This window comes from Alteromonas pelagimontana, assembly GCF_002499975.2.
Lineage (GTDB): Bacteria > Pseudomonadota > Gammaproteobacteria > Enterobacterales > Alteromonadaceae > Alteromonas > Alteromonas pelagimontana.
In genome coordinates this window covers 2,448,526-2,475,241 of record NZ_CP052766.1, presented here as the reverse complement: position 1 = coordinate 2,475,241, position 26,716 = coordinate 2,448,526, and the positions used below count along the sequence as shown (strand labels likewise).

Here is a 26,716-nt window from a genome sequence, read left to right as displayed (position 1 = left end):
CCATATGTTATTAATCCGCCAATTCAGGCTGTAGAACAGGAAAACCCTCGGCATCCCAATAAACAATTCTGGCTCTAGCGTGGCGATTAGGATCGGTAAGTGGCGTACCTTTTAGCTTTTTATAATCCCTGCTGTGATAAATCATTAAATCTGTTACACCATCTTCGGCTTTAACAAAGCTGTTGTGTCCGGGCCCATAACGCCCCACTTTCTCATTGGTGGTAAAGATAGGTTCTGGCTTTTTATGCCAGCTTTTGGGGTCGAGTAAATCGGCGTTGATATCGGACCAAACCAATCCCATTGCGTATCTATCATCTGTGGCGCTGGCGGAATAGGTGATCATTATCTTACCATGACGCACAATAACCGCCGCGCCTTCATTCACCTTATAGCCCTGAACCTCCCAATCAAGCGTGGGTTCAGTTAATAGCGTTACAGGCTGTTTTATTGAAGTGGGGCTATCCATTTGTGCAATCCACAATGCAGAATTATAGCTTCGTTCGGCGTTCTGCTGCGCCCATACCAGATAACGCTTTCCCTGATGTTCAAAAGTAGTAGCGTCTAACGAAAAGGAATCCAGATGAGTTTGAATCTGCCCCATTTCTTGCCACTGTCCTTGCATGGGATCGTGGCTGGAATTTTTTAACGCATACATTCTTATGCTAAAGGGCTTATCAATATCACCGGCAGCAAAGTAGATATACCAAGCGTTATCTACCCAATGCAATTCAGGAGCCCAGATATTTACACTCATTGGGCCTTTCTCTTTCTTGCGCCAAATGGTTTTTGGCTCTGCCAGTTTTAGATCGTTGAGTCTGCAGGCCTTTCGCAATTCGATTTCATCAAATGCTGGTGAGGTCCCGATAAACGTGTAACAGCCTGTTTCTGCGTCGCGAACTATCCAAGGGTCGGCCCGTTGCAGCACAATCGGATTATCTATAGGAGCCAAACTTTGGCTTTCAAAAGTGCCTGCTCGCAATCCAGCAGACAGACTTATCAGCATGGCAACTATGCTAATATTCATCCAGGGTGAAAGTCTTTTCATCGTTTATCCTTTCAAGTATATGCTAATCAATTATTAATATTGTATTACATATTTAACATGATTCCTGCTAGACTCTGCAACTGAATTTCGAAACTACTATAAGGTGTTGATAATGAAGCGAGAATCCCCCTTATCATTAATTAGCGCACGCTGGGCAGCAAAAGCTGCGGTTGGTGCGGCGCTGTTGGTCGGTTCATTGGCCTGCGCAAATGCGAAGCAGGTAGAAGTACATGACCCGGTAATGGCCAAAGAAGGCGATACCTTTTACGTATTTAGCACCGGCCCGGGTATTACCTATTATGAATCAAAAGATCTAAAAAACTGGTCTTTGACTGGCCGCGTTTTTCCTGATGAGCCAAGCTGGGCCGATCGAGTCGCGCCGGGATTTGACGGCCACCTTTGGGCACCGGATATCTATGAGAAAGATGGCAAATTTTATCTTTATTATTCAGCCAGTGCATTTGGTAAAAATACCTCTGGCATCGGTGTCACAGTAAACAAAACCCTTGATCCTGACTCTGCAGATTATGAGTGGGTAGATCACGGTATTGTTTTACAGTCTGTTCCTAATCGTGACCATTGGAATGCCATAGATCCGGCAATTGTGGAAGATGATGAGGGCACGCCCTGGATGAGCTTTGGCTCGTTTTGGGAAGGGCTAAAACTGGTTAAGTTAGATAAAGATATGGTGCGACTGGCCCAGCCGCAGGAATGGTATTCTATCGCGAAGCGGCCCGGTAAATCCAGTACCGACGCTGACCCGGGCGAAGGGGCAATTGAAGCGCCTTATATCTTTAAAAAGAATGGCTATTACTATCTGTTTGTGTCGTTTGATAAATGCTGTCGCGGCATGGACAGCACCTATAACATCCGCGTCGGCAGAAGCAAAGATGTGAAGGGCCCTTATCTGGACAAATCCGGTACCGCCATGACGCAAGGTGGTGGAACATTGGTTCTAGAAGGTAATAAAGATTGGGTGGCGCTAGGGCACAACGCGGCTTATACCTTCGATGGCAAAGATTATCTGGTGTTTCATGCCTATGAGACTGCCGATAATGGCATGCAGAAATTGCGTATTTTACCTATGCAATGGGAAAATGACTGGCCGGTAGTCAATCCTGAAGATTTAAATAAACGTACTACCGTTTTGAAGAAACCCTAAGCAAATCTGAAAGGTGCGGCAGACGCCGCACCTTTTTCAGTTACACAAATTCTTTGGGATTGGGACCGTATTCATTGGCTCCTGGAGAGCTATCCAATATCGCGAAGATGAACAGCATTATAGTGCCAATAACAGGCAATAACACCAGCAGAAACCACCAGCCACTGCGCCCAGAGTCATGTAATCGTCGAATCATCAGTGTGACAGAGGGAATCAGCACGAAGAGTGAATATACGCCCGAAAGCAATCCCACCTCCCAACTCTCCGAATACAAATTCGTCATTCTATCTACCAGCATTAACACGACGTTAATCAAAAGATTTATCAACACGAACATCCAATATTCCTTGCGGCGTGAACGCCCGGAAACTACCGCATATTTGCTCAGTGCTAACAGGTACCAATTCATGTCATTTCCTTATTGCCATTGTTGTTATTTTTTAATTCAGCTTAACATCATAGGCAAGAATAAAGGCTTTGACTACCACGGGAACTATCTGACTTATCCTGAGAAGGCGTAAACTAACGCAAACCTCTTTACGCCACCTATCCTGCCAGACAAAATAGAGCAAAAGGAACTCAACATTTAGGAAGCATCATGCTCAATTGCTACAAATTAAAAAGCTTGTCCCTGCTGTTAGCAGCATCAGTCTCTTTCCCTATCTACGCCGCTTTACCAGAAAGTCAGGTAGAAACTCTGGATATGCTTAAAACTCAAGCGCTGAATGATGATACTGCCTACCAGATTATCGAATCGCTAACCACAGAAGTCGGTGCTCGCATGGTTGGTACCGAAGGAGAAGCCAGGTCTGTAGAGTGGGCCATGCAAAAAATGAAATCACTTGGGTTTGATAAGGTATGGAAAGAAGAAAGCGAGGTGACATTGTGGTCTCGCGGCAGCTTAAAGTTAGAAATTGCCGCACCGTTTCCGCACCCGGTGGTGGGGCTAACATTAGGTGGCAGTGTTGGCACTAATGGCGAGACATTAACAGCAGAGGTAGTAGAATTTAACACGTTGGAAGCGCTAAAAGCGGCTAAAAAAGGCAGTTTGGAAGGCAAAATCGCTTTTGTTTCCTATCGAATGGAACGTCATGAAGATGGACATGGCTATGGTGAAGCTGTGGGCGCGAGAGTTGCTGGTGCTTCCATTGCTGCCGATAAAGGTGCAGTGGCCTTTCTGCTTCGTTCAGTAGGCACCGATACCAATCGCTTTGCTCACACCGGTGTAATGCATTATGAAGAAAACGTTAAGAAGATTCCTGCTATCGCGCTTTCTAATCCAGACGCCGATTTGCTGGTAAATTCACTACAACGCGGCAAACCGGTAACTTTCTCTATTAATTCTACTGCTAGCGGCCCGACTAATGAAACTGTAACCATTGCCAATGTCATTGGTGAAGTCACAGGAAGCGAACAACCACAAGAAGTTGTTACTCTTGGCGCGCATCTCGATAGCTGGGATGTAGGCACCGGAGCCATTGATGATGGCATCGGGATAGGCATTACCTTAGCAGCCGGACATTACATTGCGCAGTTGCCACAAGCGCCAAAACGTAGCGTCCGCGTAATTTTATTTGCTGCCGAAGAAATTGGACTGGCCGGAGCCAAAGATTATGTTGTAAAACATAAAGAAGAGATGGATCAACACGTGATGGGCGCAGAGTGGGATTTTGGTAATGGCAACATCTACTCAATGGAGCCGGGTGTTGGCCCTGAAGCACTTGCCAGCATTCGTGATTTTGCTGATTATCTAGCCCCAATGGGAATCGCGTATTCCAGTAAAAATAGTGCGAAAGGCCAGTCCGATATGAGCGCGCTAGGGAATGAAGGCCAGCCTGCGGTGAATTTTGACCCGGATGGTAGCGACTACTTCGATTATCATCATACCAAAAACGATACGCTGGATAAGGTGAATCAGGCGGCTTTGAAAAACAACACCGCGGTTTATACTGCCTTTGCCTATTATGCGGCGGATTCTAACGTTAACTTTCGCAAGTAGCCAACGCAAGAACGCGGAAACTATTATAGCTATCAAGAGCGAGAGCATAAATCCTTAACCATCCGCGTTCTCTCCCTGATAAAAGGCCTGACTTAAGGCCTTTTATACTAATCCCCCTTGATGCGGATTAGCATAACTCTTCGAATGACAACAATCTTATATCCACTACCATCAGGACATTCGGACCAATCTTGCCGCCGTTACCTTTTTTGTCCCAGGCAAGTTCAGGAGGAATGACAAATTCATAGCGGGCGCCGGCAGGCATTAACTGTAGCCCTTCCTTAAGCCCGTCGATAGCTTCTTTAAGTGGAAATTCTTCGGGCAACCCTTTGCGGTAGGTGTCATCAATCACTGTACCGTCAGCCAATAAAATACGTTGATGCACCTTCACGACATGGTTCAAGCTCGGGCTCTCACCTGCGCTGTTATCAATGATTCGAAAGAGCAAACCACTCTCGGTCCCGTGGACATCTTCCTTATTTTGATATTTAACTAAGAAATCTGCAGTCAGATTTCTGTTTTGTCCCGCCGATCCCTTGGCGAGCTTTTTCTGCTTTTGCTTTCCCATATGAACACACTCAGCATGAAAAAAGCCGGACAAGCCGGCGTTAAAAGTTAAATTTGTGCAAGATACTGGCTACTTTGATACCAGGCGGATCCCGTAGATACCACCTGCAACCGATCCGGCGTTAGCTTCAAAGCGCAGTCTCAGCGACGTTTGCTCTCGCATATCCGGGGCCAGCGGGTAATCGACGGTATAATATTCACCTTCGCCTTTTTTAGCCGGTAGCGCCACTTCTGCAAGCGTAGTCCCGTTTATGGAAATGGTAAAATAGCGGTCGACATCGCCTTTAGAATAAGTGATTCGTAACATCCGCGCTTTTTGATCTGGGTTTTTCAGGGTGTATTCAAACCAGCCGGTGGCGTCGCGCCAGTGTTTGCCATTGTTAACGCCAGCGCGAGTTCCCTCGCCTTTAAAATCATGCTCAACTTCGGGTTGTTGTTCACCGGGAGTAATGGTGTCCACGGTAACTTTGCGCAGTGCTTCTGCGGCATCAGATTGCGCTTTGGCATCTATGACAAACTGCTCAAAACCTGCTTCGCTTAACTGCGGCCAATAGACTTCGTAACGGCTATCGTGCAGTCGAAAGAAGGGAATCAGTCGGCTTGTGGTTTCGCCGCCGCTATCTTTAGCTATGGCTACATGTTCAGAGGTAGTAAAGGCAAGCTTGTCGCCCTCTTCCCGCTGTAACGATGCCAAAAATTCTTCAGGTTTGCCCAGCATAACAGGTAACGCTTCCGGCGGACAAACTGGCCCCGCAGCAATGTGTCCCATACGACTATCGTCAGCGACGAAGTTTAGCTTTTCGTTTTCAAATGCCTGCACTTTGGTCGCCAACACTACCGGGCCGTACAGTATGGAATAGTAATCCTGACCATCAGGCAGTTGTTCGGTGTGCGGTTTGGCGGGCAGATCAAAGGTAATGGTATCGCCGTCCCGCCACGTATGATCCAATGTTAGATAGCCATTTTCCTCTTTTACCGTTACTGCTTCGTCGTTAACTTTTACATTCATTTCACCCGCCAGCCAGTGAGGCTTACGGATGTGAAGTACCGGGCTTGAGCTATCTGCAGCATTCGCCTTAGACAAAGTTATAGACACTGTGTTTGCATCAGGAAATTGCGTTTGCTGCGAAATCAACCAGCCTTTTTCCATCCAGTTTAAGCGGGTTGGCATAAACAGATTAACCCACAAATTGTTTTCATCGTGGGTATAAACCAGCTCGCCATACTTGCTGTGATTTTCAATGCCCGAACCAACACAACACCACATGGAATCATGCACCGATGAATACATGCGGTAGTGACCCGGCCGCATTGATGTAAAATAGACTAAACCTCCGTGTTCAGGGTGCTGTGAGGATAAAATGTGGTTGTATGTGGCCCGTTCGTAGAAGTCGAGATAGCGGGTATCGCCGGTGTGCAAAAACAACAGTTTGCTGAGTTTTAGCATGTTGTAGGTATTGCAGGTCTCCGGGCCTTCCGCGTCTTCTACCATTGGCGTAAAATCGTCAGCATCATGAAAATGTTCACGTACGCTGTTGCCACCAATGGAAACAGAACGATCTTTGGTTACCGTTTCCCAGAAAAATGTCGCTGCTTTTTCCCATGCTTCATCATCAGTACTTTCAGCAACTTTTAGAATACCAATAATTTTAGGAATCTGCGTATTGGCGTGTAAGCCTGTCAGTTCGTCTTTGTTGTTCAGCAGCGGCTTGAGAATACGTTGATGAGAAAATTTGCGCGCCAGCTGCATGTAGCGTTCATCACCGTTGATAACAGCCATATCAGCAAAGACTTCATTAAGACCACCATGTTCAGAATACAACATTTCCTGTATCTGCGTATCGCTTAAGTTAGCGGTAATATTCAGCATCCACTCACCCTGCGTAAACAACATGGTTTTGGCTTGCTCGCTTTCTCCTATCAGATAGGCATCTCTTAAGCCATGAAAAATTTTATCGATATTATAAAGCGGGACCCAGCGATCATTTAAGCTAAATAGGTCGGCTTTTATTTTGCCCTGCCTGATTTCTTCCCACATGGCTTTGCCATCCGGAATGCCGCCTAAATATCCATCATTGGCTTGCTGAGCTTTCTGCAACTCATCGAGCATATAATCAAGGCGTGATTTTAATTCTGCATCGCCAGTCGCAGCCCAGCCTAAGCTAAGGGCACTCAGATAATGACCACCAATGTGTCCATCTAAGCCGGTATTTTCCCAATTTCCATACGAATCTGCTTTTGTCGCGATACCCGCTTCGCTTAAATATGGGGCAAGTAACTTGTCCGGCTCCATGGCAAGCAGGTATTTCAAATTCGTTTGTTGCGCATGCGCAAACGGACCTTGACTAATATTCACATTACTAAGCTTAAACAACTGCTGTACATTCTCAGCGTGATGCAGGACTTGCCCTGTTGAGTTTTGCTGCACTGGCTGTGAAGTTCGCTCTGTTATTGCTGAAGTATTCGAACAAGCAGATGTAAGAGAAGACACTACGGCGGCGCACACCAAGGTGCGCCAGAAAGAGATTTTTTGATGGTTTTTCATTATTCGTTGTCGCCCTTTTAGGGTTGACCGGGTTTACCAAAAACAGGCATTCCGTTGTCGTCCCACTTGACCAGTTTTACAAAGGTATGGCGATCGGGATTCCAGAGCGGATCACCTTCAATTTCAGTGTACTGGCGGCAGTGATATACCAGCACGTCATCGCCTTCCGGCGTCTGAGTAAAACTGTTGTGGCCAGGTCCAAACATGGTCACTGATTCGTCAGTGGCAAACACAGGTGTATTGAGCTTTGTCCAGTTGGAGGGATCTAATAAATCGGCATTAACGTCAGCATAGATTAGACCCATGCAGTAATTTTCATCGGTCGCACTTGCCGAATAAGTCACAAATATTTTGCCATTGCGGATCAGGACAGCCGGGCCTTCATTTACCCAAAAGCCACGAGTTTCCCAGTCCAGCTCTGGCTTTGTCAGCATCACTGGCTCTCCCTCAATTTCAATGGGAGTCTTCATCGGCGCAATGTATAAATTCGAGTTGCCACGAATACCGGGGCCTTTCTGGGCCCACAAATAATACAGTTGATCATTATGTGTAAAAGTAGTGGCATCAAGACAAAAAGTATCGATGCCGGTTTCTATCTGGCCACAAAATTCCCATTTTCCATCTACCGGGTTGTCATCTTTGCAACTTATGGCATACATGCGATGCTGAAATAAATCGTCTTTAATTTCGCGGCTGGGTGCAGCAGCAAAATACACGTACCAGGCGCCTTGGTTAAAGTGAATTTCTGGTGCCCAGATTAAATCGCTATACGGACCAGCATCTGGCTTTGTCCACACCATTTTTGTTTCAGCATCGGCTAATCCCTCTAAGGTTTTCGCGCGACGTAACTCTATTCCCTCGTAAGAAGGCACTGACGCCGTAAAATAATAATAACCGTCGGTGTGCTTGTGGATAAAAGGATCGGCACGCTGGGGAATTAACGGCGTATTGGTGTTCATCATAATTACACTCCTTTTGTTAGCGGCGTATTACTTTCACTGATTTGCTCTACTACACCCGGGTGCTCTTCAACGGCATCCAGAGTAGAAGCAATACGTTTATATTCTAAGTCAGTGATGTGGTAGCGTTTCATTAGCAGCCCCACAAGGTAATGAAATACGCCAGGAATAATGGTAAGCATCAATGCAATACCGGTTAAGGTGAATTCAGTTTGAACCTGCTCCGGCTCGTAGTTAAAGTAAGCCAGCATCCAGCCAACCATGGCGCCTGCAATGCCCATCCCCGCTTTTTGGCTGAAGGATATACCACCAAAAGATAAACCAGCCACACGCTTGCCCGTTTTGCTGTGACCATAATCAACCGCTTCAGCAATGGCTGACCAAAATACGGGCGCATGTAAATCTACGACAAAGGAGATAACAAAATACGATACGAAAGCGAGAGCAACGTCTTCCTGGCCTACAGTGAAAAACATAATGATAGAAAAGAGTCCGACCAGCATTTGGCTATAGCGAAATAATTTAACTTTACACCAACGTTTGGTGATCCACGTCGACGCGACCATCGCCAGAATAGCTGCAGTGACACCGGTCGCCATGAACGTAGCCTGCATGTCCGCATCGCCACCTAAATAATATTTGGCGTAATAAATTGCAACCGAACCTCGTATAACATAGCCAATGGTACCTAGCACTGACGCCCCACAAAGAATGAGCCACTGGTCATTTTGCATTAGTAATGACATTTGTTCTTTAAGCGGTTTTTCTTCTACCTCGTGCTCAACACGTTCTTTAGTGGTGAAGAAACAGAACAAGAACATCGCTACGGCTAAGACAGCCATTAATCCCATCGCCGCCTGATAACCTGCTGCTATATTTCCTTCCCAATAATCCGCGCCAGCCAGTTGCGGCACAATAATAGTCACCAGAAACGCAGCTATTTTAGCAAAGAACAAACGATAACCATTGGCCGACAGTTTCTCCTTCGGATCAGCCGTCATTACACCAATTAACGAAATATAAGGAATGGTCACCGCAGTAAACATAAGAGTAACGAAAATATAGGTCGAATAAGCCCACATCAGCTTTGCGTTATAATCGACATCGGGTGTGCTGAAGGTCAGAAATACCGATATACCGAAAGGGACAGATAAAAACAGAAAGTACGGCCGGTACCGGCCCCATCGACTGGTATAACGGTCTGTGATGATTCCCATTAGTGGATCACTAATGGCATCTAAGAACCGCACGAGCAGAAACATTAAGGCCAAGTCGGTAGGTTTAAGGCCAAAAATGTCGGTATAGAAGAAGGTGATTATTAGCATCATTGACGAAATAACAACATTTACCGCCATGTCGCCTGCGCCAAAGCCAACTTTTTCGAGGTGTGTTAATTTATGCGAGGTCATACTGCTATGTCCGGTTTGCGAACAGGTGTCTGTGATGCAGACCAGCGTGTTCGATGAAGTGAAAACTGCCGCCACGCAAGTTATAGCGGTAACATCCCTTAAAGGAACGGTTACCGGTTGTTATAAAATCTAACGGCATCCTGTTGCAATATTTATTTGCAAACCAAATGTTAATGGCAAATATACTATTATCATACTAATAATTTAACAACCCTTTTCATGAGATTATTTGTAAGGTGTTGAATGCCGGTTTGTTATAGCTAATCGTAAAGGTCATGGCCAATGACTTTAACAAAAAAACCCCAACATAATGTTGGGGTTCTAAATATCATGCAGAGAGATTGTTAAAAGGTATATCTTACTCCAAGCGCAAAAGTACGGCTGTAGAGAGAACTACCAAAGTTATAAGTATCTGGATACTCATAATAGCTCTGATAAATTTCTTCGGTGATATTAGTAGCATCGAACGTCACTGTCATATCTTCTGTCACATCATAGCTAAGCTGGAAATCCAAGCTCTTCTCTGGACTACGATAAATACCTAATGGACCAGCAAATGAGGCTGCCTCGTAATTGTTGAGGAAATCATCACGCCATACATAAGACAACCGCATTCCGAAGTTTTCTTTCTCGTAAATAAATACCGTACTATAAGAAAGGTCAGAAACCCCAAAAATTGACTGGTTAATGTAATGGGTAAGATCGCCCGTTTCATTAAACTGTGGAATATCCTGACTTGAATCTAAGAATGTGGCGCTGGCTTGTATACCAAAACCATCCAGCATAGCAGGCAGATTCTCAGGGAAATAAACCGCTCCTAATTCCCAACCGTCCAGCTTACCATTTGAAGTATTTGCCGGTTGAGAAACGATGTAAGTTCCAGCTTCAATATCTTCGGAACCTTCAAACTCAATGGCGGTACGAGAACCGTAGACAAGGCCTTCAATGTCGCGCTGGAACCATGTCGCGTAAACTGAACTTCCTTCACCGAAATAATATTCCAGCGTTAGATCAAGGTTCTGCGATTCAACGGGCTCCAGATCAGGATTTCCACCTGTTGCTGTACCATATCCAACACCACTGATGTCTTCCATATAAGTCACGAAAGAATTCAAATCGGTAAAAGTCGGACGGCGGATGGTTTCGGTATAAGCTACCCGTGCCATCAAGTTGTCAGTAAGGTGATAACGGGCTACCAGGCTGGGCAGGAGTTTGCCATTGCTGCTATCGGCTGAACTCATTATTGATGGCGTGACAGTCGTATCAAAAAACGTCATTTCAGTTTCGGCGTGCTCGTAGCGCAACCCAATTTGACCATCCAGGTCTCGGCCGCCCAGGCTAGTCAGAAAATCTGCTTCCACATAAGCTGCGGTAGTCACTTCATCGATATCAAAGTTCTTTTTAAGCGTCAGTGAATTTTCACTAAAGCCATAGATATCACGGAACTCTTCACGATTGCTGTAGAGGTAATTACCGTTAGGCACTATCCATGATGAAGGAAAATTAGCATTTCCATCAAAGAAATTAGTGGTGGTGTAAACTAAACCGTCATCGTACTCATTAAACGGACGGACCACAGAACCATCTGTTGCTCTGCTGCTATCTGTTGCTGAGCGATCATCATAGAACAAACCAAAACCAACGCGCTGTATAAAGCCATCATAAAGGAAGTATTCGCCGTCCAGGGTCCAGGTCAGAGCTTTACCTTCTGATGCAGTGCCACTGTCATACATCTGGTTTGCGGTCCATAGAGCCTGATCGGTTAAGTCAGCTTCATTAATGTCTGTGGCCGGATCGTCCCAGAACGCGAGCCCAGGAATACCGTCGCCGTCGTTAAAATCGACATCAAGCCCATACGCAGTCCGTTCGGTACGCATGGCAACAAAATCAGTGGTGTATTCAGAATCCTGATAATAAATTTCGGATTCCAGGCGGAAATCGTCGGTTATGTCCCACTCACCACTTAGCGCGTACATGTAGGTATCTGTTTCCGCAGTCGATAGATCGCCGCTCATAAAGCCATAAGGAGCATTTACCTGACGCTCTTTGATGATGTTGGTTCCCTCGTACAATACAGGAGCTTCCAGCGCACCCGCGTCGCCCCACCAATCAACAAAAGTGAAGAACAAAGAGTTGAAACTTTCGTTACGGTAGCCGTTATAAAAGGCTTCGAACGTGTAAACAGAACGATCATCAGGCGCCCACTGCAAAGATACATTTACAGCAGGACGTTCCCGCTCACCGGTAAAATCACTGCCGAACACAGCGTCACGAGAAAGATAATATTCTTCTTCTGTACCGTTTAAATTAAGTGTCGAGCCAGGAGCAAAGGGTAATCCGGTATCTAGCCCGGGGGTCCAACACTGAGGAGAACAGTCGGCAGGAAAAATACGCTGAAGTGGCCCGAAAGCGGCGCCGTTTGCAAGAGAAGCACTGGGATTTTCAGTTGCGAAAGGTAACACTGCACCCGCTGTAATACTTTGGTCACGATAATTTGTACGAGTATAAGCGACGTTTATCAATGCGCCAAACTCACCGCCGCCAACTTCCCAGCGATCGCTAGCCAGCAAGCTTAATTGAGGGTCAGTTTTATCTGCCTGCTCCTGATAAATGCCGCGGGCTGCGACTACCACTTTACCTTCATCGAAATTAAAGGGACGCTGAGTAGAGATATCAATTTGCCCAGCTATGCCACTACCAATCTGAGAAGCAGAACGGGTTTTATACACGTTGACGCTTTTCAATAATGCCGCGGGAATATCCGCCAAAGCAACAGCGCGACCAGAAGCGGTAAAAAGATTACGACCGTTGACGGTAGTGGTTACGTCTGTCAAACCACGAATCGTTACTGTATTAACTTCACCGGCTCCACGGTCTGTAACCTGAATACCGGTTACACGTTGTAGGGCTTCAACCACATTGTTATCGGGAAATTTACCAATATCCTGAGCAACGATAGCATCAACAACCTGCATGTTCTGGCGTTTGATACTAAGGGCTTGATTTAAGCTGCTGCGGATACCTGAAACTTCAATAACCTCTACAGCCTGACTTGAATTGTCGGCATTGTTCGAATTAGCGTCGTCTTGAGCTTCTTGTGCGTAGGCCATCTGGCAAGACATTGCTAAAAAGACAGCACTGGCAAGGTGTGTTCGTTTAAACATCGTTTACATTCTCCGGTTTTTTAGTGTCCCGATTAACTTTGCCCTGACGGCTTCATTCTCTACCGGCAAAATCAATCTGATATTCTTTCTCAAGCCCGCTTTTAACAAACCTAAACGCGCTGTAGAACGGCAATATTCGCTGTTAATTTTTTGTTATTTGATTATCATACTATTGTATTACTTATTACCTGTCAACTAGCAAGAAACAATTTATCAACAAACGTCGATAACAAGATTTTTCCTAATTTTCCGCCTATTTATGTGCTCTACAGACGGTTTCCTGTTTTGCAGAGGGCACAAAAAAACCTGGCCCGAAGCCAGGTCTTTTAAAACCGTAAAAATAATTTTACATTTGGTAGCGGACTCCGAGTGCAAAAGTTCGGCTGTAAATACCACTGGAGAAATTATACGTATCGGGATACTGATAGTAGGCGTTGAAAATCTCGTCAGTCAGATTCGTAGCATCAAACGTCAGAACCAAATTCTCATTCACATTGTAGGAGAACTGAAAATCGAGACTTTGCTCCGGCGCGCGATACCTTGCCAGCGGATTGGCGAAAGTGGCGGCTTCATTATCGTAGCGAAACGCATCACGCCAGACGTAAGAAAGCCGGGTGCCGAAGCGTTCTTTTTCGTAGGCCAGTACCACGCTATAGGATTGGTCAGAGACACCAAACATCTCTACCGTATCGTAACCGATTGGGTTGGGGTTGGTAGGATCATCTGCGTCAAATACAGGTAAATCCTGCGAAGAATCGAGGGAAGTGTAACTGGCCTGAATGCCAATTCCCTGCAAAATATCGGGTAGGTTATCCGGAAAGTAAATCAAGCCGAGTTCATAGCCTTCTAACTTACCGTTCGCTGAGTTATTAGGCTGCGTAAGAATGTGCAATAACGGCCCGATTTCCTCACCATTCTGATCAACATCATCTGGATAATCATAGTAAATTTCCGATCGGGAATTGACTACCAACCCTTCGATGTCGCGATTAAACCAGGTTGCGTACAACGCATTACCTTCACCAAAATAATATTCCAGCGAAACATCCAAATTGGTTGAAATAACCGGCTCAAGATCAGGATTTCCTGATGATGCCGTGCCAGTACCAACTGAAGTCACGCCCTGGGTATAGGTGGTGTACGGATTCATGGCGTTAAAATCTGGGCGACGCATGGTTTCGGTGTAGGAAAACCTGAGAATATAATCGTCCATGAAGTTGTAGCGAGCGATGAACGTCGGCAATACCTCGCTACTGTTATTTTCACCACTATCCTGTTCGGCAAGTTGATTGACCGTGTCTACCCGCGTGAATGTATAAGGTGTTTTGGCATCGGTATAGCGAACACCGAAAGTACCATCGAAGATTCCGCCCGGGACAAAATATTCAAAATTAGCTTCAGCGTAGACATCAACAGTGGTTTCATCGGCCGCAAAGGTTTCACGCAGAATCAGCGATGGCCCACCAGTCAGATAATCATCAGCAGGCTCGCCATTTTCATCTGTAAACCCATAAAGGGAGCGGAAATAGTCTTTGTTCTCGACCATATAATCTGTGTTACCAATCAGCCAGCCATCAGGAAACTCGGCGCGTCCATCAAAGAAATCTTCGGTACCGTCGAGGAATTCTTCGGGCATATCAGTCATGGGAATGTCGTACTGATTAACATTTATTGTTGCGCCACGACTCCTGTTGCTTACTTCCCGCTTTTCGTACAGCAATCCAAATTTAATTTCAGTGATGCCTGCAAAATCGGTAAACCAGTTGGCGTCGACATAAAGTGCATCAGACGTGCCTTCATCCTCGGCACCGTTGTCCCACGCCGGTCCCATGGAATAGAGCCTGGGATCATACAAATCTGATTCGTCTATATCTGTGGTGGCCGGGTTGTCGTGATAAGTCAAACCGGCTACACCTTCGCCAGTGTTAAAATCTGCCGTTACCGCATAATAGTCACGTAATAGCCGCACCGCGAAAAAATCTGAGGTAAAGGTGCTTTTTTGTGATACGACTTCTGCGGATAAATGAAAATCGTCCGTCAGTTGCCATTCACCGCCCAGCGCAACCATGTAAGTATCGGTTTTGCGCTCGTCTACGTCTGTGCTGTTGAAATCAGTTTCCCATATACCGTAGCGCGGGTCGCCGTCGTACACAGTGCGCTCTTTAACAATATTTGTACCTTCGTACAAAACGATATCATCGTCGAAATTGATGTTATGCGACGAGTCTGGATAGGCAAAGAACATACTGTTTCTGACGCGCTCGCGGTAGCCGTTGTAAAACGCTTCAAAGATATACTCAGAGGTATCGTTAGGCGCAAACTGTAACGACAGATTAACCGCGGGACGCTCTCGTTTACCAGACAAATCATTGGCAAAGACAGCGTCACGAGACAACAGATATTCATTTTCGAAACCGTTGGTATTAAGCGTTGAACCCGCTGCATTCGGTAATCCCATTTCCATTCCGGGATTCCAATACGCTGAGTTGATGCGCTCAAACGCAGGAAACTCACCGCTGTTGCCGAACCTGTCTAATCCTTGCCCTTCAGGAGACGCGGTAAAATACGGGAAGACAGCGCCAGCCGTAATGGACTGATCTCGCCAATTGGTTTTTGAATAGGCCAGATTCAGTAGGCCGCCAAATTTACCCTTATCGGTTTCCCAGGTATTACTGGCAAGCGCGCTGATATTCGGATCTACCGAGCCTTCCTGATCCGAATAAATACCGCGTCCGGCAAATACAAACTTTTCACCCTCAAAATTAAACGGGCGCTGAGTTATAACATCCACCTGACCTGCGATGCCGCTTGGCACTTTATCCGCTGAACGAGCCTTGTATACGTCAACCCGATTAATTAAGGCTGCTGGCGTATCGGCCATTGTATAAAAGCGCCCGGTGGAGATATACATCTGACGGCCGTTAACCGTGGTGGTGATATCTGTCAGGCCGCGAATAGACAGCGTACCGACTTCGCCGCGATCCCGGTTCGTTACCTGTACACCGGGCACCCGTTGCAGTGCCTCAATAACATTATTGTCGGGAAACTTTCCGATATCTTCGGCAACAATTGAGTCAACTACCTCAATTTTTTCCCTTTTTATATCTATAGCTTTGGCTAAGCTACCGCGAATACCTGAAACTTCAATGACTTCTACACTGTCATTTTCAGTTGTGGATTGTGCTTCCTGCGCAACGATATCTGCACTGATCGTCAATAATGACGCCGTCACAGCCATGCTGATTAAGGAGGGCTTAAACATGTTTGTTCTCCCAGTTTCTACGTCCTTCGATGGGTGTATGTTTTCCGCATCGAGCTATTCTTATTGATGCCGGGGGTAGCGCCCCCCGGCACTCCTTTGTTATTACTGTGCGTTACCTTCAGCGAAAAGCGCTTTAACGTCGTCGCCAGCCAATGGATCGTCATAAATGACCAGCTCATCCATCAAGCCATTGAAGTTGGCGTCCCACGGAAATAGATTCGTCGCTAATGAAAAGCTCGACGCACTGCCCACCGGCGTAAATACATCAGGGAAGTTCTCCATAGTGTTCACCAGCTCGCCGTTCAGATAGGCTGAAAATGTTCCTTCATTAACCACCAGCACAATGTGTGACCACTGCGCATCGGGAACTTGCGAGCCTATGGTGCCGTCAAACCAGACTTCGCCAGACCACAACATTGTCTCACCGGAGCCTGAGCCAAACGGGACAAGGCTGATCCAGCTATTGTTGGCTGCATAACCAAAGAAGGCAGTAGTAAACTGTGTTTTGGCAGTAGGATTGAGCCAGACAGAGATTGAATAGCTATGATCAGTAATTAGCCCATCAGGTAGTTTTACTCCCGGCCCCTGGTCACCTAAAAAGTTAATCGCCCGCCCCACTACACCGTCGGTATAGGTAAGCGCTTTATCAGTAGGTGTGATTAGCGGAATTTCAGCAGTCTTATCGGCCGCTTCACCTGGCGCAAAATTACCTGTGGCATCATCAATATTATCTTCAAAGCTGAAGCGCGCTACCGGCTCAGGTGGAGTATTGGAAATTACTGTCGCCACAAATTCTTTGGTAGTAGTTTGACCTGCAAGAGAAATGGTGGCTGTAAGGGTAACCTGCGCATCTGCTTGCCCTCGCTCCGGACGCGTCACCGCACCGGTAAGGGGATCGATCACTGCGTCATCGCTGGATTGCCAGGAAAGTGCCGAGGCAAAAGGTCCGGTGTGTGGCAGAGCCAAGTCTTCAAGAACATAATCTAGGTTACCTAAATCTAAGTCATTGCGAGCGATATCCAGCAGCTCTTCAGCCGCTAGTCTGTCTACGTCCAACGCTTTAATTTCTGCAGCGGACAGCGCTTCATCGTACACTTTGAACTCATCGAACTGCGCCATAATTGGCACATCCCAATAATTAAGGCCTAAGCTGATCACGCCACCTTCCGGCATACTGGAATAAAGATCCCGCAACCCGGAGGCAGAGCCCATCAGTTGACCGTTGTAATAGATTTGCGCAAAGCCGTTGTTCACAGAAAACGCCACGTGGTGCCATTCGCCGATCGGATAAGGTACATTCGATACACCATCAAACCAATTAGCCACGCCGTTTTCATCAAGCCAGTTCGACCAAAGCATCAGATTGCCGTCCCAGCTTACGGGTAAGAAACTTTGCCATCTGTCGACTGAATGTCCGGCGAAATAAGCGGGGCTAAAAGATAACGCCGCTTGCTGATTCAACCAGAAAGACACGGTGTATTGGTAGCTGTTAATCAAATCGTTGGGTAACAATATGCCGTAAGAACCGTCCAGGTTAAGAGCTTGCCCCACCGGACCTTCGATAAACGCAGTAGATGCGCCGGATTGGCTATTAAGATCTACCACCGCTTCGCCATTGGCAAAGGTGGCTAATGAATCACTAAGATCATTATCAAATGTATAATACGCGGTGCGGTTATAAGTAGAACGCGCTACAACCTTGACATCTTTACTAACCGAGCCGGTTTGACCGTTAAGGGAAACGTTTGCAGTAAGCGTGACAACCTGATCCCCCTCCTCAACGTTAGGACGGGTTACCTTGCCTTCATTTGATATGTAAAGAGGCTGGCTTGAAACCCATTCTATTTGTGCTCCCCGTGCGCCAAGGCTGGAAAAGGCCAAATCGTTTTTCACATTCAGCAGTGCATCCGGCGCGGATTCGTCAGAAAAGGTCGCATTAATAGCAGCGCCAATATCATCGACGACTTCGGCCACAGATTTTTCTGGTAATCTGGTAGCCAGTAGCGATTCACCCGCACCACTCATACCGGAAATCGCCACTTCAAGACGCTCGTCTTCCACGTTCCATTGCCAATGAGCAACGGCTTCGTAAGTAGTATCGTCGTCAATACTTAACCGGATACGGCCAGGTTCGTCAGTAAATAGCTTATAAGTCCCGTTCAGTTCGCCGTTAATTGCGCGTCCCTGATTGGTTAATGTGACATAAGCGGACACATGTTCATCGCCGTTGCTGTCATTGCCTTGCAGTACCAGACGATAATCACCTGCGATATCACCAGCATCTGCTATGTCATCTCCCTCCAAAGGAGCATAGCGATTCGGCGATACCACCAGCCAGTCGTCAGCGTTCAGCCACATTTCGTGAACTCGCACCGCGTGCGCTTCTTGATTCGCGTAACGCCCTTCTTCAACAGGAAAACGGGTGTGAGTAAAAAGCAGGTATTTATTCAGCGCTTCATCATATAGCGCGGAGTTATGGCCGGGGGAGTTATAGCCATACTGAGCCGATGTTTCGCCAAAAGCAGAGGCCCACAAGTGGGAGCCGAGCAACTTGGTACCGAAATTATTCGCTACTGTAGCATCGACCATGTCGTTTCCGGCAGCGTCCAGATAAGGACCGTCTGGCGAACGCGAGCGGGCTACGCGGATGTTGTATCCACCGTCAGCAGCGAAACCGGCATTTGACCAGAACAGATAATAATAATCGCTGTCCGGACTATAAATAACAAAGGCGCCTTCTATAGCGTTAAAATCGCCGCCCATCAGATGTTTGCCAAAACCCTGGCCCGCTTCGGGTTTACCGGTTTGCTCATCCAGCGCTAAAACGTAGATCCCACCGGAATAGGAGCCATACACCAGCCACATGTTTTTGTTTTTATCGTAAAAAGCCGCGGGATCAATAGCATTCGGGTGAACCGCCGGGTCGTATGCTGTCACGCCATCTACAGGATAGGTTTCCAGTTCACCATCTCGCTGGCCAGAGCGAATGAATATTCCCTGATCAACATAAGGTCCTTCCACCGATTCCGCAGTGGCTACACCCAGATAGGAGCGATGCCAGCAAACTTCATCCCGTTCCGCTGTATCAGGATTATCCTGAGCGCAGTGATTGTAGTAAAACCAGAAGTCCCCACCTGGCGACTGAATGACGTCTGACGCCCAACTGCCGGAAAAGTTGTCGGTCCAGGCAATACCTTCAGCGAATTCTGTTGAGTATGTGTTGAACAGCGGAGATTCGTCGACAAGGTTATTCGCTGAAAGCTGCGAGATGTATTCCCACTGCATCAGGTCCGTCGATTTGGCTGCGGCAAGATGAGAGCCAAACAAGTAGTAAGTATCGTCGACCTTCACTATGGAAGGGTCATGTATACCAATGTCCATATATTTTGAGCTGTTTGTAATTGCAGCGGTAGGATCAGGCGAACTTTCATTCGTAGGCAGTGTTGTAGTGGGCGGTGGAGAACTGTCTTCTCCGGAACCACCGCATCCTGAAACTGCTATTATCCCACTCACTATGAGTGCTGTTTTAAGTTTCATTGCTGTTTCCCTCAGATCTTTGTTAAGAGTGATTGAAATTTTCAATCAGTAATTGGTCTTGCAAACAAACTGTTTTCATTGTTTTATTGAAAATCGATTTAGTATTACAATATTACTGTACGATATTTACATCTTTGCAATAAATAACACAAGACTTATATACGATTTTTTTACATAGATTTTTACAACTTGCTAACATTAGACGCAAAGTTCGGATGAGAAGTAGGTGCAGTTTTAACGAATGCTTTTTCCTGAGAGGCATTTAAATTCTCGATACAAGGAATTCACATGAAGAAGTTACTTATAACCTCAGCAGCTTTTATTTTTAGTGCGCAGGCTGCGGCTGATAACCCGCTTTTTACAGATGTTTTCACCGCCGACCCTGCGGCGATGGTGCATAACGATACCGTTTACCTGTATACCGGTCATGATGAGGCACCCAATAACGATGTATTCTTTGAAATGCACGACTGGCTGGCATTTTCCTCAACAGATATGGTTAACTGGAAAAAGCATGGCCCGATTATGCAAGCCACTGATTTCAAATGGGCAAAAGGTGACGCCTGGGCGGCCCATATGATTGAAAAAGACGGCAAGTTTTACTTCTTCACCACAGTGAGACATGACGAAACCAAACCAGGCTTTGCTATTGGTGTGGCGGTGTCTGATTCCCCTACCGGTCCGTTTAAAGATGCTATCGGCCACGCGCTTATCACCGACGACATGACCAAACAAACGCCCAACGACTGGGATGATATCGACCCTGCAGTTTTCATCGATGATGATGGTTCTGCTTACATGTTCTTTGGCAATCTGGTACCAAAATATGTGAAGCTGAAAGATAACCTGACCGAAGTAGACGGCGAAATTCACGTTATCGACGTGCCTAATTATACAGAGGCATCCTGGGTCCATAAGAAAGGCGAAAACTATTATTTATCCTATGCTTGTGAATTTCCGGAAAAGATTTGTTATGCGATGAGTAAGAATATTGAAGGTCCCTGGGAGTATAAAGGGATTTTAAATGAAATTGCTGGCAACACAGAAACCAACCATCAGTCCATTATCGAGTTTAAAGGTAAGGACTACTTTATCTATCATACCGGCGCAGTACCGCCAAAAGGTAAAGAGTCCAGTGGCGGTCGCTTTCGCCGATCAGTTGCCATTGATCCATTGGTTTACAACGAAGATGGCACCTTACAACGTGTCATTATGACTACTGAAGGTATTCAGAACTCTAAATAAGGAAGCATCATGAAATTACGTATTATTGCCGGAACGATTTTATCTTCCGCGCTCATCGTTAGTGCCGCCTGGGCCAAACCTCATGAAGTAGTAATAACCGCCGATTTAAGTAAAACCGGTCCGGTTATCAATAAAGATATTTATGGTCAGTTTGCCGAACATCTTGGCCGTGGCATTTATGAGGGAATTTGGGTAGGCAAAGACTCACCTATTCCCAATACCAAAGGCTTCCGTAATGATGTGCTGGATGCATTAAAGGCTATTCATGTGCCCTTGGTACGCTGGCCTGGTGGCTGCTTCGCTGATGAATACCATTGGCGGGAAGGGGTCGGTCCGCAGGACAAGCGGCCAATCAAAGTCAATACCCACTGGGGCGGAGTGGAAGAAAATAATGCCGTAGGCACTCATGAGTTTTTCGACTTTGTTGAACTACTGGGTGCAGATGCTTATATCAACGGCAACCTTGGTAGCGGCACTGTGCAGGAAATGGCGGAATGGATGGAGTATATGACCTCCGACAAGAATTCCACCCTCGCCAATGAACGTCGTGAAAATGGTCGCGATGAACCCTGGGATATCGCTTATTTTGGAATAGGAAATGAGTCCTGGGGCTGTGGTGGCAATATGCGTCCGCAGTATTACGTTGATCTTTATCGCCAGTACGCAACCTTTATGAAAACGCCTCCAGGGAAAATGCCTAAACTGGTAGCGAGTGGTGGTCATACTGAAGATACGCAATGGACAGATGTACTTAGCGCCAATATTGATAGCAATATGGACGGCATCAGCTACCACTTCTATACCTTACCCACCAGCGAATGGAAGGAAAAAGGCAGTGCCACAGAGTTTGACAATAACATGTGGTTTAAGACCCTTGAACGTACTATGCGAATGGATAAGTACTTAGAAGATAACATCGCCAAACTGGATAAAAACGATCCTGAAGGCAAGTTAGGTTTTTATGTTGACGAATGGGGTACATGGTACGACGCCGAAGAAGGAAAGGAACCGGGTTTTCTTTATCAGCAAAATACTCTTCGCGATGCCGTGGTTGCCGCAGTTAACTTCAATATTTTTCATGATTATGCTGAACGTGTACACATGACTAACATTGCCCAAATGGTGAACGTGCTACAGGCCATGGTGTTAACCGATGGCGAAGATATGCTGCTTACTCCCACCTACTACGCTTACGATCTCTATCAGGTGTTTCAGGATTCCACCTCGATTCCATTCACCATTGAGAGTGATGATTACGTCGTAGACGGTGAAAAGCTGCCAGCAGTAACGGCTTCTCTGGCTAAGGGAAAAGACGGCAAAACCTACCTCGCGTTAGTTAATCTTGATCCCACCGAAGAAGCTAAAGTGACATTAGATCTTAGCGGCAAGAAAGTATCAAAACTGACCGGCAGAATCCTCACCAGTGACGCCATCACTGATAAAAACACTTTTAAACAAAAAAGTGTGGTTGCGCCAAAGCAGTTTACTGCCAAAGCCAATCAAGTTCAGTTGCCAGCAAAATCTGTAGTGGTGGTAGCACTTAATTGATCGCTTAAAAGTACGTTACTTTGAAACGGGCCATGTTAGGCTCGTTTCAGGGTTGTATTGTGTGATTGGTAGTGAAATTAACCGTCAACTTTATTAGGATTGAACAAACATCAAACAAGGAACAGTATGAAAAAACTCGCCAAAAATATTGCGGCTTCAGCCGCCTTTGTTACGGTCATCGCGCTTCAGTTTGCAGTGATGGACAAGCTTAACGACAACAATGAAGCCTTAAGTTTACAAGTCAATCATCTGCAAAACCGTGTGGATAAGGTTAATGTATCCAATGAACGACTGGTTTCCAAAATTGAAAAAATGGAAGAGCAGATGAACCTTAAACCGCGTCAACTTCTTTCAATGCGGTAGTTTTTTGAACCAGTAATTTAGAGTTGTCAAAGTGTCTTCGCCACCTGCTAGGCAGTGGCTGTTGAACCGCATGGAAGCAATACTAGCATCACCTGATAATGCCGAAGCGATTTCTTCGTTCTATAAAGTCAATACAGAACATTTACGTCCGTGGGAACCTCGCAGAAACGAGGACCACCATTTCGTGGAAGCTTGGAAGAAACGTTTAGCATCGAAGAGTGCCTTCTACTTCATTATTGCTAACAACACTGAGGTGCTTGGGATTTGCGCGTTAACCAATATCGTAAGAGGTCCTTTTCAGGCATGTAATATAGGATATGCGGTATCGGCGCCATACGAAGGAAAAGGATTGATGCAAGCACTGTGTAAACAGGCCATCAACTACGCTTTTGACGATTTATGCCTCAATCGAATAATGGCTAATTATATGCCGCAAAACCGGCGTTCGGAGGAACTATTGCGCAAATTAGGTTTTGTAAAAGAGGGCTTTGCGAGAAAATATCTGAAGATAAATGGGCAGTGGGAGGACCATGTTCTTACCTCTTTAGTTAACGGGAAGCACAGATAAATTAAGGACTTCTGCAGGCTCTAAAATTTCTACATAAGCTTCCGGGCGGCGTCACGCTTTCCCGATGAATGGGAATATTCTTCCTTATTCCTGTTTCCTTTAGTTTAAGCTACAGCGTTTCTATAAATGTTTGATAACGAATAACTGCTGCCTCGTTGCGCATCAATTTACCGTGTTTACCGCCCAACACTACATAAATCGATTTATTCGTGCTTGCGGATTGGCGAAACAACTCGCGACTAAAGGAAATGGGCGTCATTTGATCGCGGTCTCCCACCAGCATTAACAAAGGTCCTCTATATCTCGCCAGATATTCGCTGTTATCAATAATTGCCAGTTCAGGCGATATCTTTAAGTTAGTAAAAACTTTTGTCCATTGAGGCACAAGATTTTGAGCCACATCAGAAACCGAGCTAATGGCACTGTCGAGCACTACGCCGTCCACTTCTCTTTTATTGGCAACATAAGTAGCAAATAGGCTTCCCATACTTAACCCGTGAACTATGGTGGGAATGTTTTTTGGAAATACTTCTTTGCCATAATCGAACACTTGTAACGCGTCGGCTTTTAAATTATCTACCAGCACTCTGGGTGCGGCAGCGCTTGCGCCCATACCCTGATAATCAATCCACAATATGTTAGCGGGAATTTTCCCAAATTCATGCAAAATGCCAGAGGCTTTGCTGATGGTCATTCCATTGCCGGCATAAAATACAATGTTTACGACAGGCTTTGGATAAGAAACCGCAACTCCCGTTAATGTCAGGCCTTGCGCGTTAGTCAATTCAACGGTTGTTATAGAAACCGCCGCTTCATCTTTATTTACGGCTTGCAGTAATTCGGTTGTATCTAGAGGGGAAGGCGCACTGGTCTGGTAAATGTAACTGGAAGAACTAACGTCAATTGCACAGCCACCGATCCCACAGCAAAGCCCAAGCAAAAAGCATATTCGGGAAAAAAAGGTCATAGAAACTTCCTATCAATATTGACGTTATTAGAACGAATTCGGGCAGGTAGAGCAAGTATTGAGTGACTTACGCAGCATATAATTATTCCGACAATAATCAGGCGCTAATAGGAAGGAGAATGATTTTTTTGATCTGCCAGGTGGTAAGGCGACAGTGCCCCAGCGTTAATGCTATGTCGATGAAGAGGTTAATTGCAACGTCTACAGTTTCAACTCTGTAGCTCAGACCAGAAATGATTAGGCTCGAAAAGCCAAGGCTTAGTCGACATTGCCTCTCTTCTTTGAATGACGTCATTGGTACTGACGCCCATCCTTTCAACTACCTTACCACATCCCCCCAAAGTCAGCTCCCAACCGCTTCCCAGTCTCCCGGTAGCTGGATCCCTGGACCAAATAAGCTTAGAGCTGGTATCGTTGCCCTTCGCTCAACCGCTTGTAACTCATGGTATATACTTCTATTTGTTCGGCGACTATAGAGTACCACCTACAGGCAATTTATCTCTTTTACCGTTTAATAATGAATGGTGCACTGATTATCCGAATTCGAGGTCAAAAGCAAAAAAACGAATGGGCAGAATTTAGATTAGCGGGGGGTAGTGAGACGAGGACTAGAGGATAGAAGAGCTGACTAAATAGCCCTATTTGAAACAGGGAAACAGGGAAACAGGGAAACAGGGAAACAGGAGTGTACCCATGATCTTTTGGAAAGTTATCGCTTTCACCATATCACTTCAATTTTTTTCTTTGTCAACTTATGCAGAGGAAAAAAGCCGCTATGAAGTAGCGGGAATTGATAATGAATCTGAGTTTGAAGAGTTTTTTTTCTCTATACAGAGAAATATTAAAGAGGAGGATTATGCTGACTTGGCAAGTAAAATTTCATTTCCTATTTCATATGAATATAAGGGCGCTACCTACCAAGTAAATAATGAGGAAGAGTTTGTAGAGAAAGTTGAATTCATAATTTCTAATGATTTCAAAAAGGCGATATTATGTGAGAACATTGAAAATTTAAGAATATCCTCTTATGGTGTTAGAGCTATAAGAGGTAGTATCTGGATGAACCTCATCTATATTGGAGATGAGAAAACGCTTCCGACTTTTGTTTCCGATTTTTCTAATAGGGATAAATGGCAATATAAGATTACTTCACTGAAAGAAACGTTTCTGGTGAGAGAGTTTTTGTCAGAATGTAAAACTGCTAATGGGGAATGATATCCAAAATCGGTATGATAAACCAGTGATGGAGTAGATGGCTATTTATGCACCTTTTTATATTCACTAAAGAGCCAGATTTATGGCCCTTTAGTGAATTAGATAGACGCGGTTTATCATGGAGTGGAGCGATATATTGAATATAATAGTGGGTGTAATAGTAGTACATGCAAAACAACATAAACCTGAAAAATCATATAATCAATGGAAGCCGGAATGTCAATCCCTATCATGAGTTTTGTATTTTCTATTTTTTCAGTATATATATATAGGAAAAAAAGAAGTTCAAATAGTAAACGAACGCTGTATTTTGTTTCTTTTACTGTATTTTATTTTATTCATATTTTTCTGGCGTTTATTTATACACAATACTTAGATTACTCACTATCACTTTATGATTTGAATAATGATGGATTTTTCACTGGCGAAGAGATAACTAGTGAGCAAGAAAGTGCCATGGATGCTGTAACAAATGATGCAGGAAGAAGCTTAGCTTTCATTTTTGGAATATTTTACGCTTCAGCATTTTCTTTCGCTGTGTTAGCTTTCGAACTTATACTACACAACCTAATAAAGCGGCGCTGATCCAAGGCCTGTCGATATGAAATTCCCACGGCAATTCTGCACAATGAGGTGCTTTGCCATTAACTATGTTCTCAGCGATCCCCAATCGTTAACAGACTTACTTGGCCCGTTGCCAAAGGGGGATTAACACCTGAACTGGATGTACCAATACCGATCAATTGTGATGTCGTGTTTGCTTCAGCTATATCAACCTTAAACAAAGCAAATCTATTAATGGGGTATTCGAGGGTACTTCCTTCTGATCAATTTGCTGCTATAAAAGTTAATTCTGATGGAAAAGGAATAAAATCTACGCTTGAGAAATTCGATGCTGAAGAAGAGGCTATTGAATTTGTGGTTAAAAATTGGGATAACAGCTATATACCTATAAATGGCTTAGCGGATGATCAATTAAATAAAATAATGGTCTATGCTGGCGCTGCGAAGGAATTTATTAGTTTTATTGGAGGCAGACGCTTTACATGGTCCTCAGAACAACATGCGCTGTTTGTTATTATGCACGAAATTGGTCATCTCGAAGCTGGGGATCAAGAATTCCAAGCCGATAAATTCGCTCTTGAAAAACTGGGTTGGTAA

19 protein-coding genes are annotated in these 26,716 nt (G+C 45.3%); 9 read left to right on the top strand and 10 right to left on the bottom strand.

All coding sequences use genetic code 11. The features are described from left to right. Positions 1-10: 10 nt before the first annotated feature. A complete protein-coding gene (locus CA267_RS10965; RefSeq protein WP_232367539.1) occupies positions 11-1,045 on the bottom strand; it encodes a glycoside hydrolase family 43 protein in 1,035 nt (344 codons plus the stop codon). Positions 1,046-1,157: 112 nt separating this feature from the next. On the opposite strand from CA267_RS10965, the gene CA267_RS10960 reads away from it, so the two are divergent. Continuing rightward, positions 1,158-2,207: an arabinan endo-1,5-alpha-L-arabinosidase gene (locus CA267_RS10960; protein ID WP_075607440.1), complete on the top strand. Its 1,050-nt coding sequence runs from the start codon at positions 1,158-1,160 to the stop codon at positions 2,205-2,207. 40 nt (positions 2,208-2,247) lie between these two features. Here CA267_RS10960 and CA267_RS10955 read toward each other — a convergent pair whose 3' ends face one another. After that, a complete protein-coding gene (locus CA267_RS10955) occupies positions 2,248-2,616 on the bottom strand; it encodes a DUF805 domain-containing protein (RefSeq protein WP_075607441.1) in 369 nt (122 codons plus the stop codon). 189 nt (positions 2,617-2,805) lie between these two features. Between CA267_RS10955 and CA267_RS10950 the strand changes: the two genes are divergently transcribed. Continuing rightward, positions 2,806-4,206 carry a M28 family peptidase gene (locus CA267_RS10950; RefSeq protein WP_075607442.1) on the top strand — a complete coding sequence of 467 codons (1,401 nt, stop codon included), beginning with the start codon at positions 2,806-2,808 and terminating at the stop codon, positions 4,204-4,206. A gap of 127 nt (positions 4,207-4,333) precedes the next feature. Here CA267_RS10950 and CA267_RS10945 read toward each other — a convergent pair whose 3' ends face one another. The 7 genes from CA267_RS10945 to CA267_RS10915 form a co-directional block, all read right to left on the bottom strand. Beyond that, a complete protein-coding gene (locus CA267_RS10945; protein ID WP_075607443.1) occupies positions 4,334-4,774 on the bottom strand; it encodes an FKBP-type peptidyl-prolyl cis-trans isomerase in 441 nt (146 codons plus the stop codon). Positions 4,775-4,843: 69 nt separating this feature from the next. Then, positions 4,844-7,318: a glycoside hydrolase family 127 protein gene (locus CA267_RS10940; RefSeq protein WP_075607444.1), complete on the bottom strand. Its 2,475-nt coding sequence runs from the start codon at positions 7,316-7,318 to the stop codon at positions 4,844-4,846. 17 nt (positions 7,319-7,335) lie between these two features. Continuing rightward, complete coding sequence (locus tag CA267_RS10935; RefSeq protein ID WP_097349110.1) at positions 7,336-8,277, bottom strand: glycoside hydrolase family 43 protein; 942 nt, start codon at positions 8,275-8,277, stop codon at positions 7,336-7,338. A gap of 5 nt (positions 8,278-8,282) precedes the next feature. Next, positions 8,283-9,686: an MFS transporter gene (locus CA267_RS10930; protein WP_075607446.1), complete on the bottom strand. Its 1,404-nt coding sequence runs from the start codon at positions 9,684-9,686 to the stop codon at positions 8,283-8,285. A gap of 344 nt (positions 9,687-10,030) precedes the next feature. After that, complete coding sequence (locus tag CA267_RS10925) at positions 10,031-12,850, bottom strand: TonB-dependent receptor (protein WP_075607447.1); 2,820 nt, start codon at positions 12,848-12,850, stop codon at positions 10,031-10,033. Between the two features lie 346 nt (positions 12,851-13,196). Further along, on the bottom strand, positions 13,197-16,112 hold the full coding sequence (locus tag CA267_RS10920; protein WP_075607448.1) for a TonB-dependent receptor: 2,916 nt from the start codon (positions 16,110-16,112) through the stop codon (positions 13,197-13,199). A 102-nt stretch (positions 16,113-16,214) separates the two neighbouring features. Continuing rightward, positions 16,215-19,649: a LamG-like jellyroll fold domain-containing protein gene (locus CA267_RS10915; protein ID WP_075607449.1), complete on the bottom strand. Its 3,435-nt coding sequence runs from the start codon at positions 19,647-19,649 to the stop codon at positions 16,215-16,217. A gap of 288 nt (positions 19,650-19,937) precedes the next feature. On the opposite strand from CA267_RS10915, the gene CA267_RS10910 reads away from it, so the two are divergent. The 4 genes from CA267_RS10910 (at position 19,938) to CA267_RS10895 (ending at position 23,373) form a co-directional block, all read left to right on the top strand. Beyond that, positions 19,938-20,894, top strand: a complete 957-nt coding sequence (locus CA267_RS10910; protein WP_075607450.1) for a glycoside hydrolase family 43 protein — start codon at positions 19,938-19,940, stop codon at positions 20,892-20,894. A gap of 9 nt (positions 20,895-20,903) precedes the next feature. Further along, positions 20,904-22,442 (top strand): alpha-N-arabinofuranosidase, encoded by a 1,539-nt coding sequence (locus CA267_RS10905; RefSeq protein ID WP_075607451.1) that lies wholly within the window; start codon positions 20,904-20,906, stop codon positions 22,440-22,442. A gap of 126 nt (positions 22,443-22,568) precedes the next feature. After that, the gene (locus CA267_RS10900; RefSeq protein ID WP_075607452.1) at positions 22,569-22,805 is read left to right on the top strand and encodes a hypothetical protein; all 237 of its coding nucleotides are present in this window, start codon (positions 22,569-22,571) and stop codon (positions 22,803-22,805) included. A 70-nt stretch (positions 22,806-22,875) separates the two neighbouring features. Then, the gene (locus CA267_RS10895; protein WP_075607453.1) at positions 22,876-23,373 is read left to right on the top strand and encodes a GNAT family N-acetyltransferase; all 498 of its coding nucleotides are present in this window, start codon (positions 22,876-22,878) and stop codon (positions 23,371-23,373) included. 109 nt (positions 23,374-23,482) lie between these two features. On the opposite strand, the gene CA267_RS10890 is transcribed toward CA267_RS10895, so the two are convergent. Further along, a complete protein-coding gene (locus CA267_RS10890; RefSeq protein WP_075607454.1) occupies positions 23,483-24,340 on the bottom strand; it encodes an alpha/beta hydrolase in 858 nt (285 codons plus the stop codon). A 693-nt stretch (positions 24,341-25,033) separates the two neighbouring features. On the opposite strand from CA267_RS10890, the gene CA267_RS10885 reads away from it, so the two are divergent. The 3 genes from CA267_RS10885 to CA267_RS10875 all read left to right on the top strand — a co-directional run bounded on the left by CA267_RS10885 (position 25,034) and on the right by CA267_RS10875 (position 26,716). After that, the gene (locus CA267_RS10885) at positions 25,034-25,555 is read left to right on the top strand and encodes a hypothetical protein (RefSeq protein ID WP_075607456.1); all 522 of its coding nucleotides are present in this window, start codon (positions 25,034-25,036) and stop codon (positions 25,553-25,555) included. A 216-nt stretch (positions 25,556-25,771) separates the two neighbouring features. Continuing rightward, complete coding sequence (locus CA267_RS10880; protein ID WP_075607457.1) at positions 25,772-26,140, top strand: hypothetical protein; 369 nt, start codon at positions 25,772-25,774, stop codon at positions 26,138-26,140. Positions 26,141-26,308: 168 nt separating this feature from the next. Next, a complete protein-coding gene (locus CA267_RS10875) occupies positions 26,309-26,716 on the top strand; it encodes a hypothetical protein (RefSeq protein ID WP_139316206.1) in 408 nt (135 codons plus the stop codon).

What these genes read in the sequence shown, in the direction of transcription:
- CA267_RS10945 (WP_075607443.1), bottom strand. Translation starts at nt 4,774, where the DNA reads ATGGGAAAGCAAAAGCAGAAAAAGCTCGCCAAGGGATCGGCGGGACAA.
- CA267_RS10920 (WP_075607448.1), bottom strand. Translation starts at nt 16,112, where the DNA reads ATGTTTAAGCCCTCCTTAATCAGCATGGCTGTGACGGCGTCATTATTG.
- CA267_RS10960 (WP_075607440.1), top strand. Translation starts at nt 1,158, where the DNA reads ATGAAGCGAGAATCCCCCTTATCATTAATTAGCGCACGCTGGGCAGCA.
- CA267_RS10880 (WP_075607457.1), top strand. Translation starts at nt 25,772, where the DNA reads ATGTCAATCCCTATCATGAGTTTTGTATTTTCTATTTTTTCAGTATAT.
- CA267_RS10925 (WP_075607447.1), bottom strand. Translation starts at nt 12,850, where the DNA reads ATGTTTAAACGAACACACCTTGCCAGTGCTGTCTTTTTAGCAATGTCT.
- CA267_RS10935 (WP_097349110.1), bottom strand. Translation starts at nt 8,277, where the DNA reads ATGAACACCAATACGCCGTTAATTCCCCAGCGTGCCGATCCTTTTATC.
- CA267_RS10950 (WP_075607442.1), top strand. Translation starts at nt 2,806, where the DNA reads ATGCTCAATTGCTACAAATTAAAAAGCTTGTCCCTGCTGTTAGCAGCA.
- CA267_RS10930 (WP_075607446.1), bottom strand. Translation starts at nt 9,686, where the DNA reads ATGACCTCGCATAAATTAACACACCTCGAAAAAGTTGGCTTTGGCGCA.
- CA267_RS10915 (WP_075607449.1), bottom strand. Translation starts at nt 19,649, where the DNA reads ATGAAACTTAAAACAGCACTCATAGTGAGTGGGATAATAGCAGTTTCA.
- CA267_RS10965 (WP_232367539.1), bottom strand. Translation starts at nt 1,045, where the DNA reads ATGAAAAGACTTTCACCCTGGATGAATATTAGCATAGTTGCCATGCTG.
- CA267_RS10885 (WP_075607456.1), top strand. Translation starts at nt 25,034, where the DNA reads ATGATCTTTTGGAAAGTTATCGCTTTCACCATATCACTTCAATTTTTT.
- CA267_RS10910 (WP_075607450.1), top strand. Translation starts at nt 19,938, where the DNA reads ATGAAGAAGTTACTTATAACCTCAGCAGCTTTTATTTTTAGTGCGCAG.
- CA267_RS10900 (WP_075607452.1), top strand. Translation starts at nt 22,569, where the DNA reads ATGAAAAAACTCGCCAAAAATATTGCGGCTTCAGCCGCCTTTGTTACG.
- CA267_RS10955 (WP_075607441.1), bottom strand. Translation starts at nt 2,616, where the DNA reads ATGAATTGGTACCTGTTAGCACTGAGCAAATATGCGGTAGTTTCCGGG.
- CA267_RS10895 (WP_075607453.1), top strand. Translation starts at nt 22,876, where the DNA reads ATGGAAGCAATACTAGCATCACCTGATAATGCCGAAGCGATTTCTTCG.
- CA267_RS10890 (WP_075607454.1), bottom strand. Translation starts at nt 24,340, where the DNA reads ATGACCTTTTTTTCCCGAATATGCTTTTTGCTTGGGCTTTGCTGTGGG.
- CA267_RS10940 (WP_075607444.1), bottom strand. Translation starts at nt 7,318, where the DNA reads ATGAAAAACCATCAAAAAATCTCTTTCTGGCGCACCTTGGTGTGCGCC.
- CA267_RS10905 (WP_075607451.1), top strand. Translation starts at nt 20,904, where the DNA reads ATGAAATTACGTATTATTGCCGGAACGATTTTATCTTCCGCGCTCATC.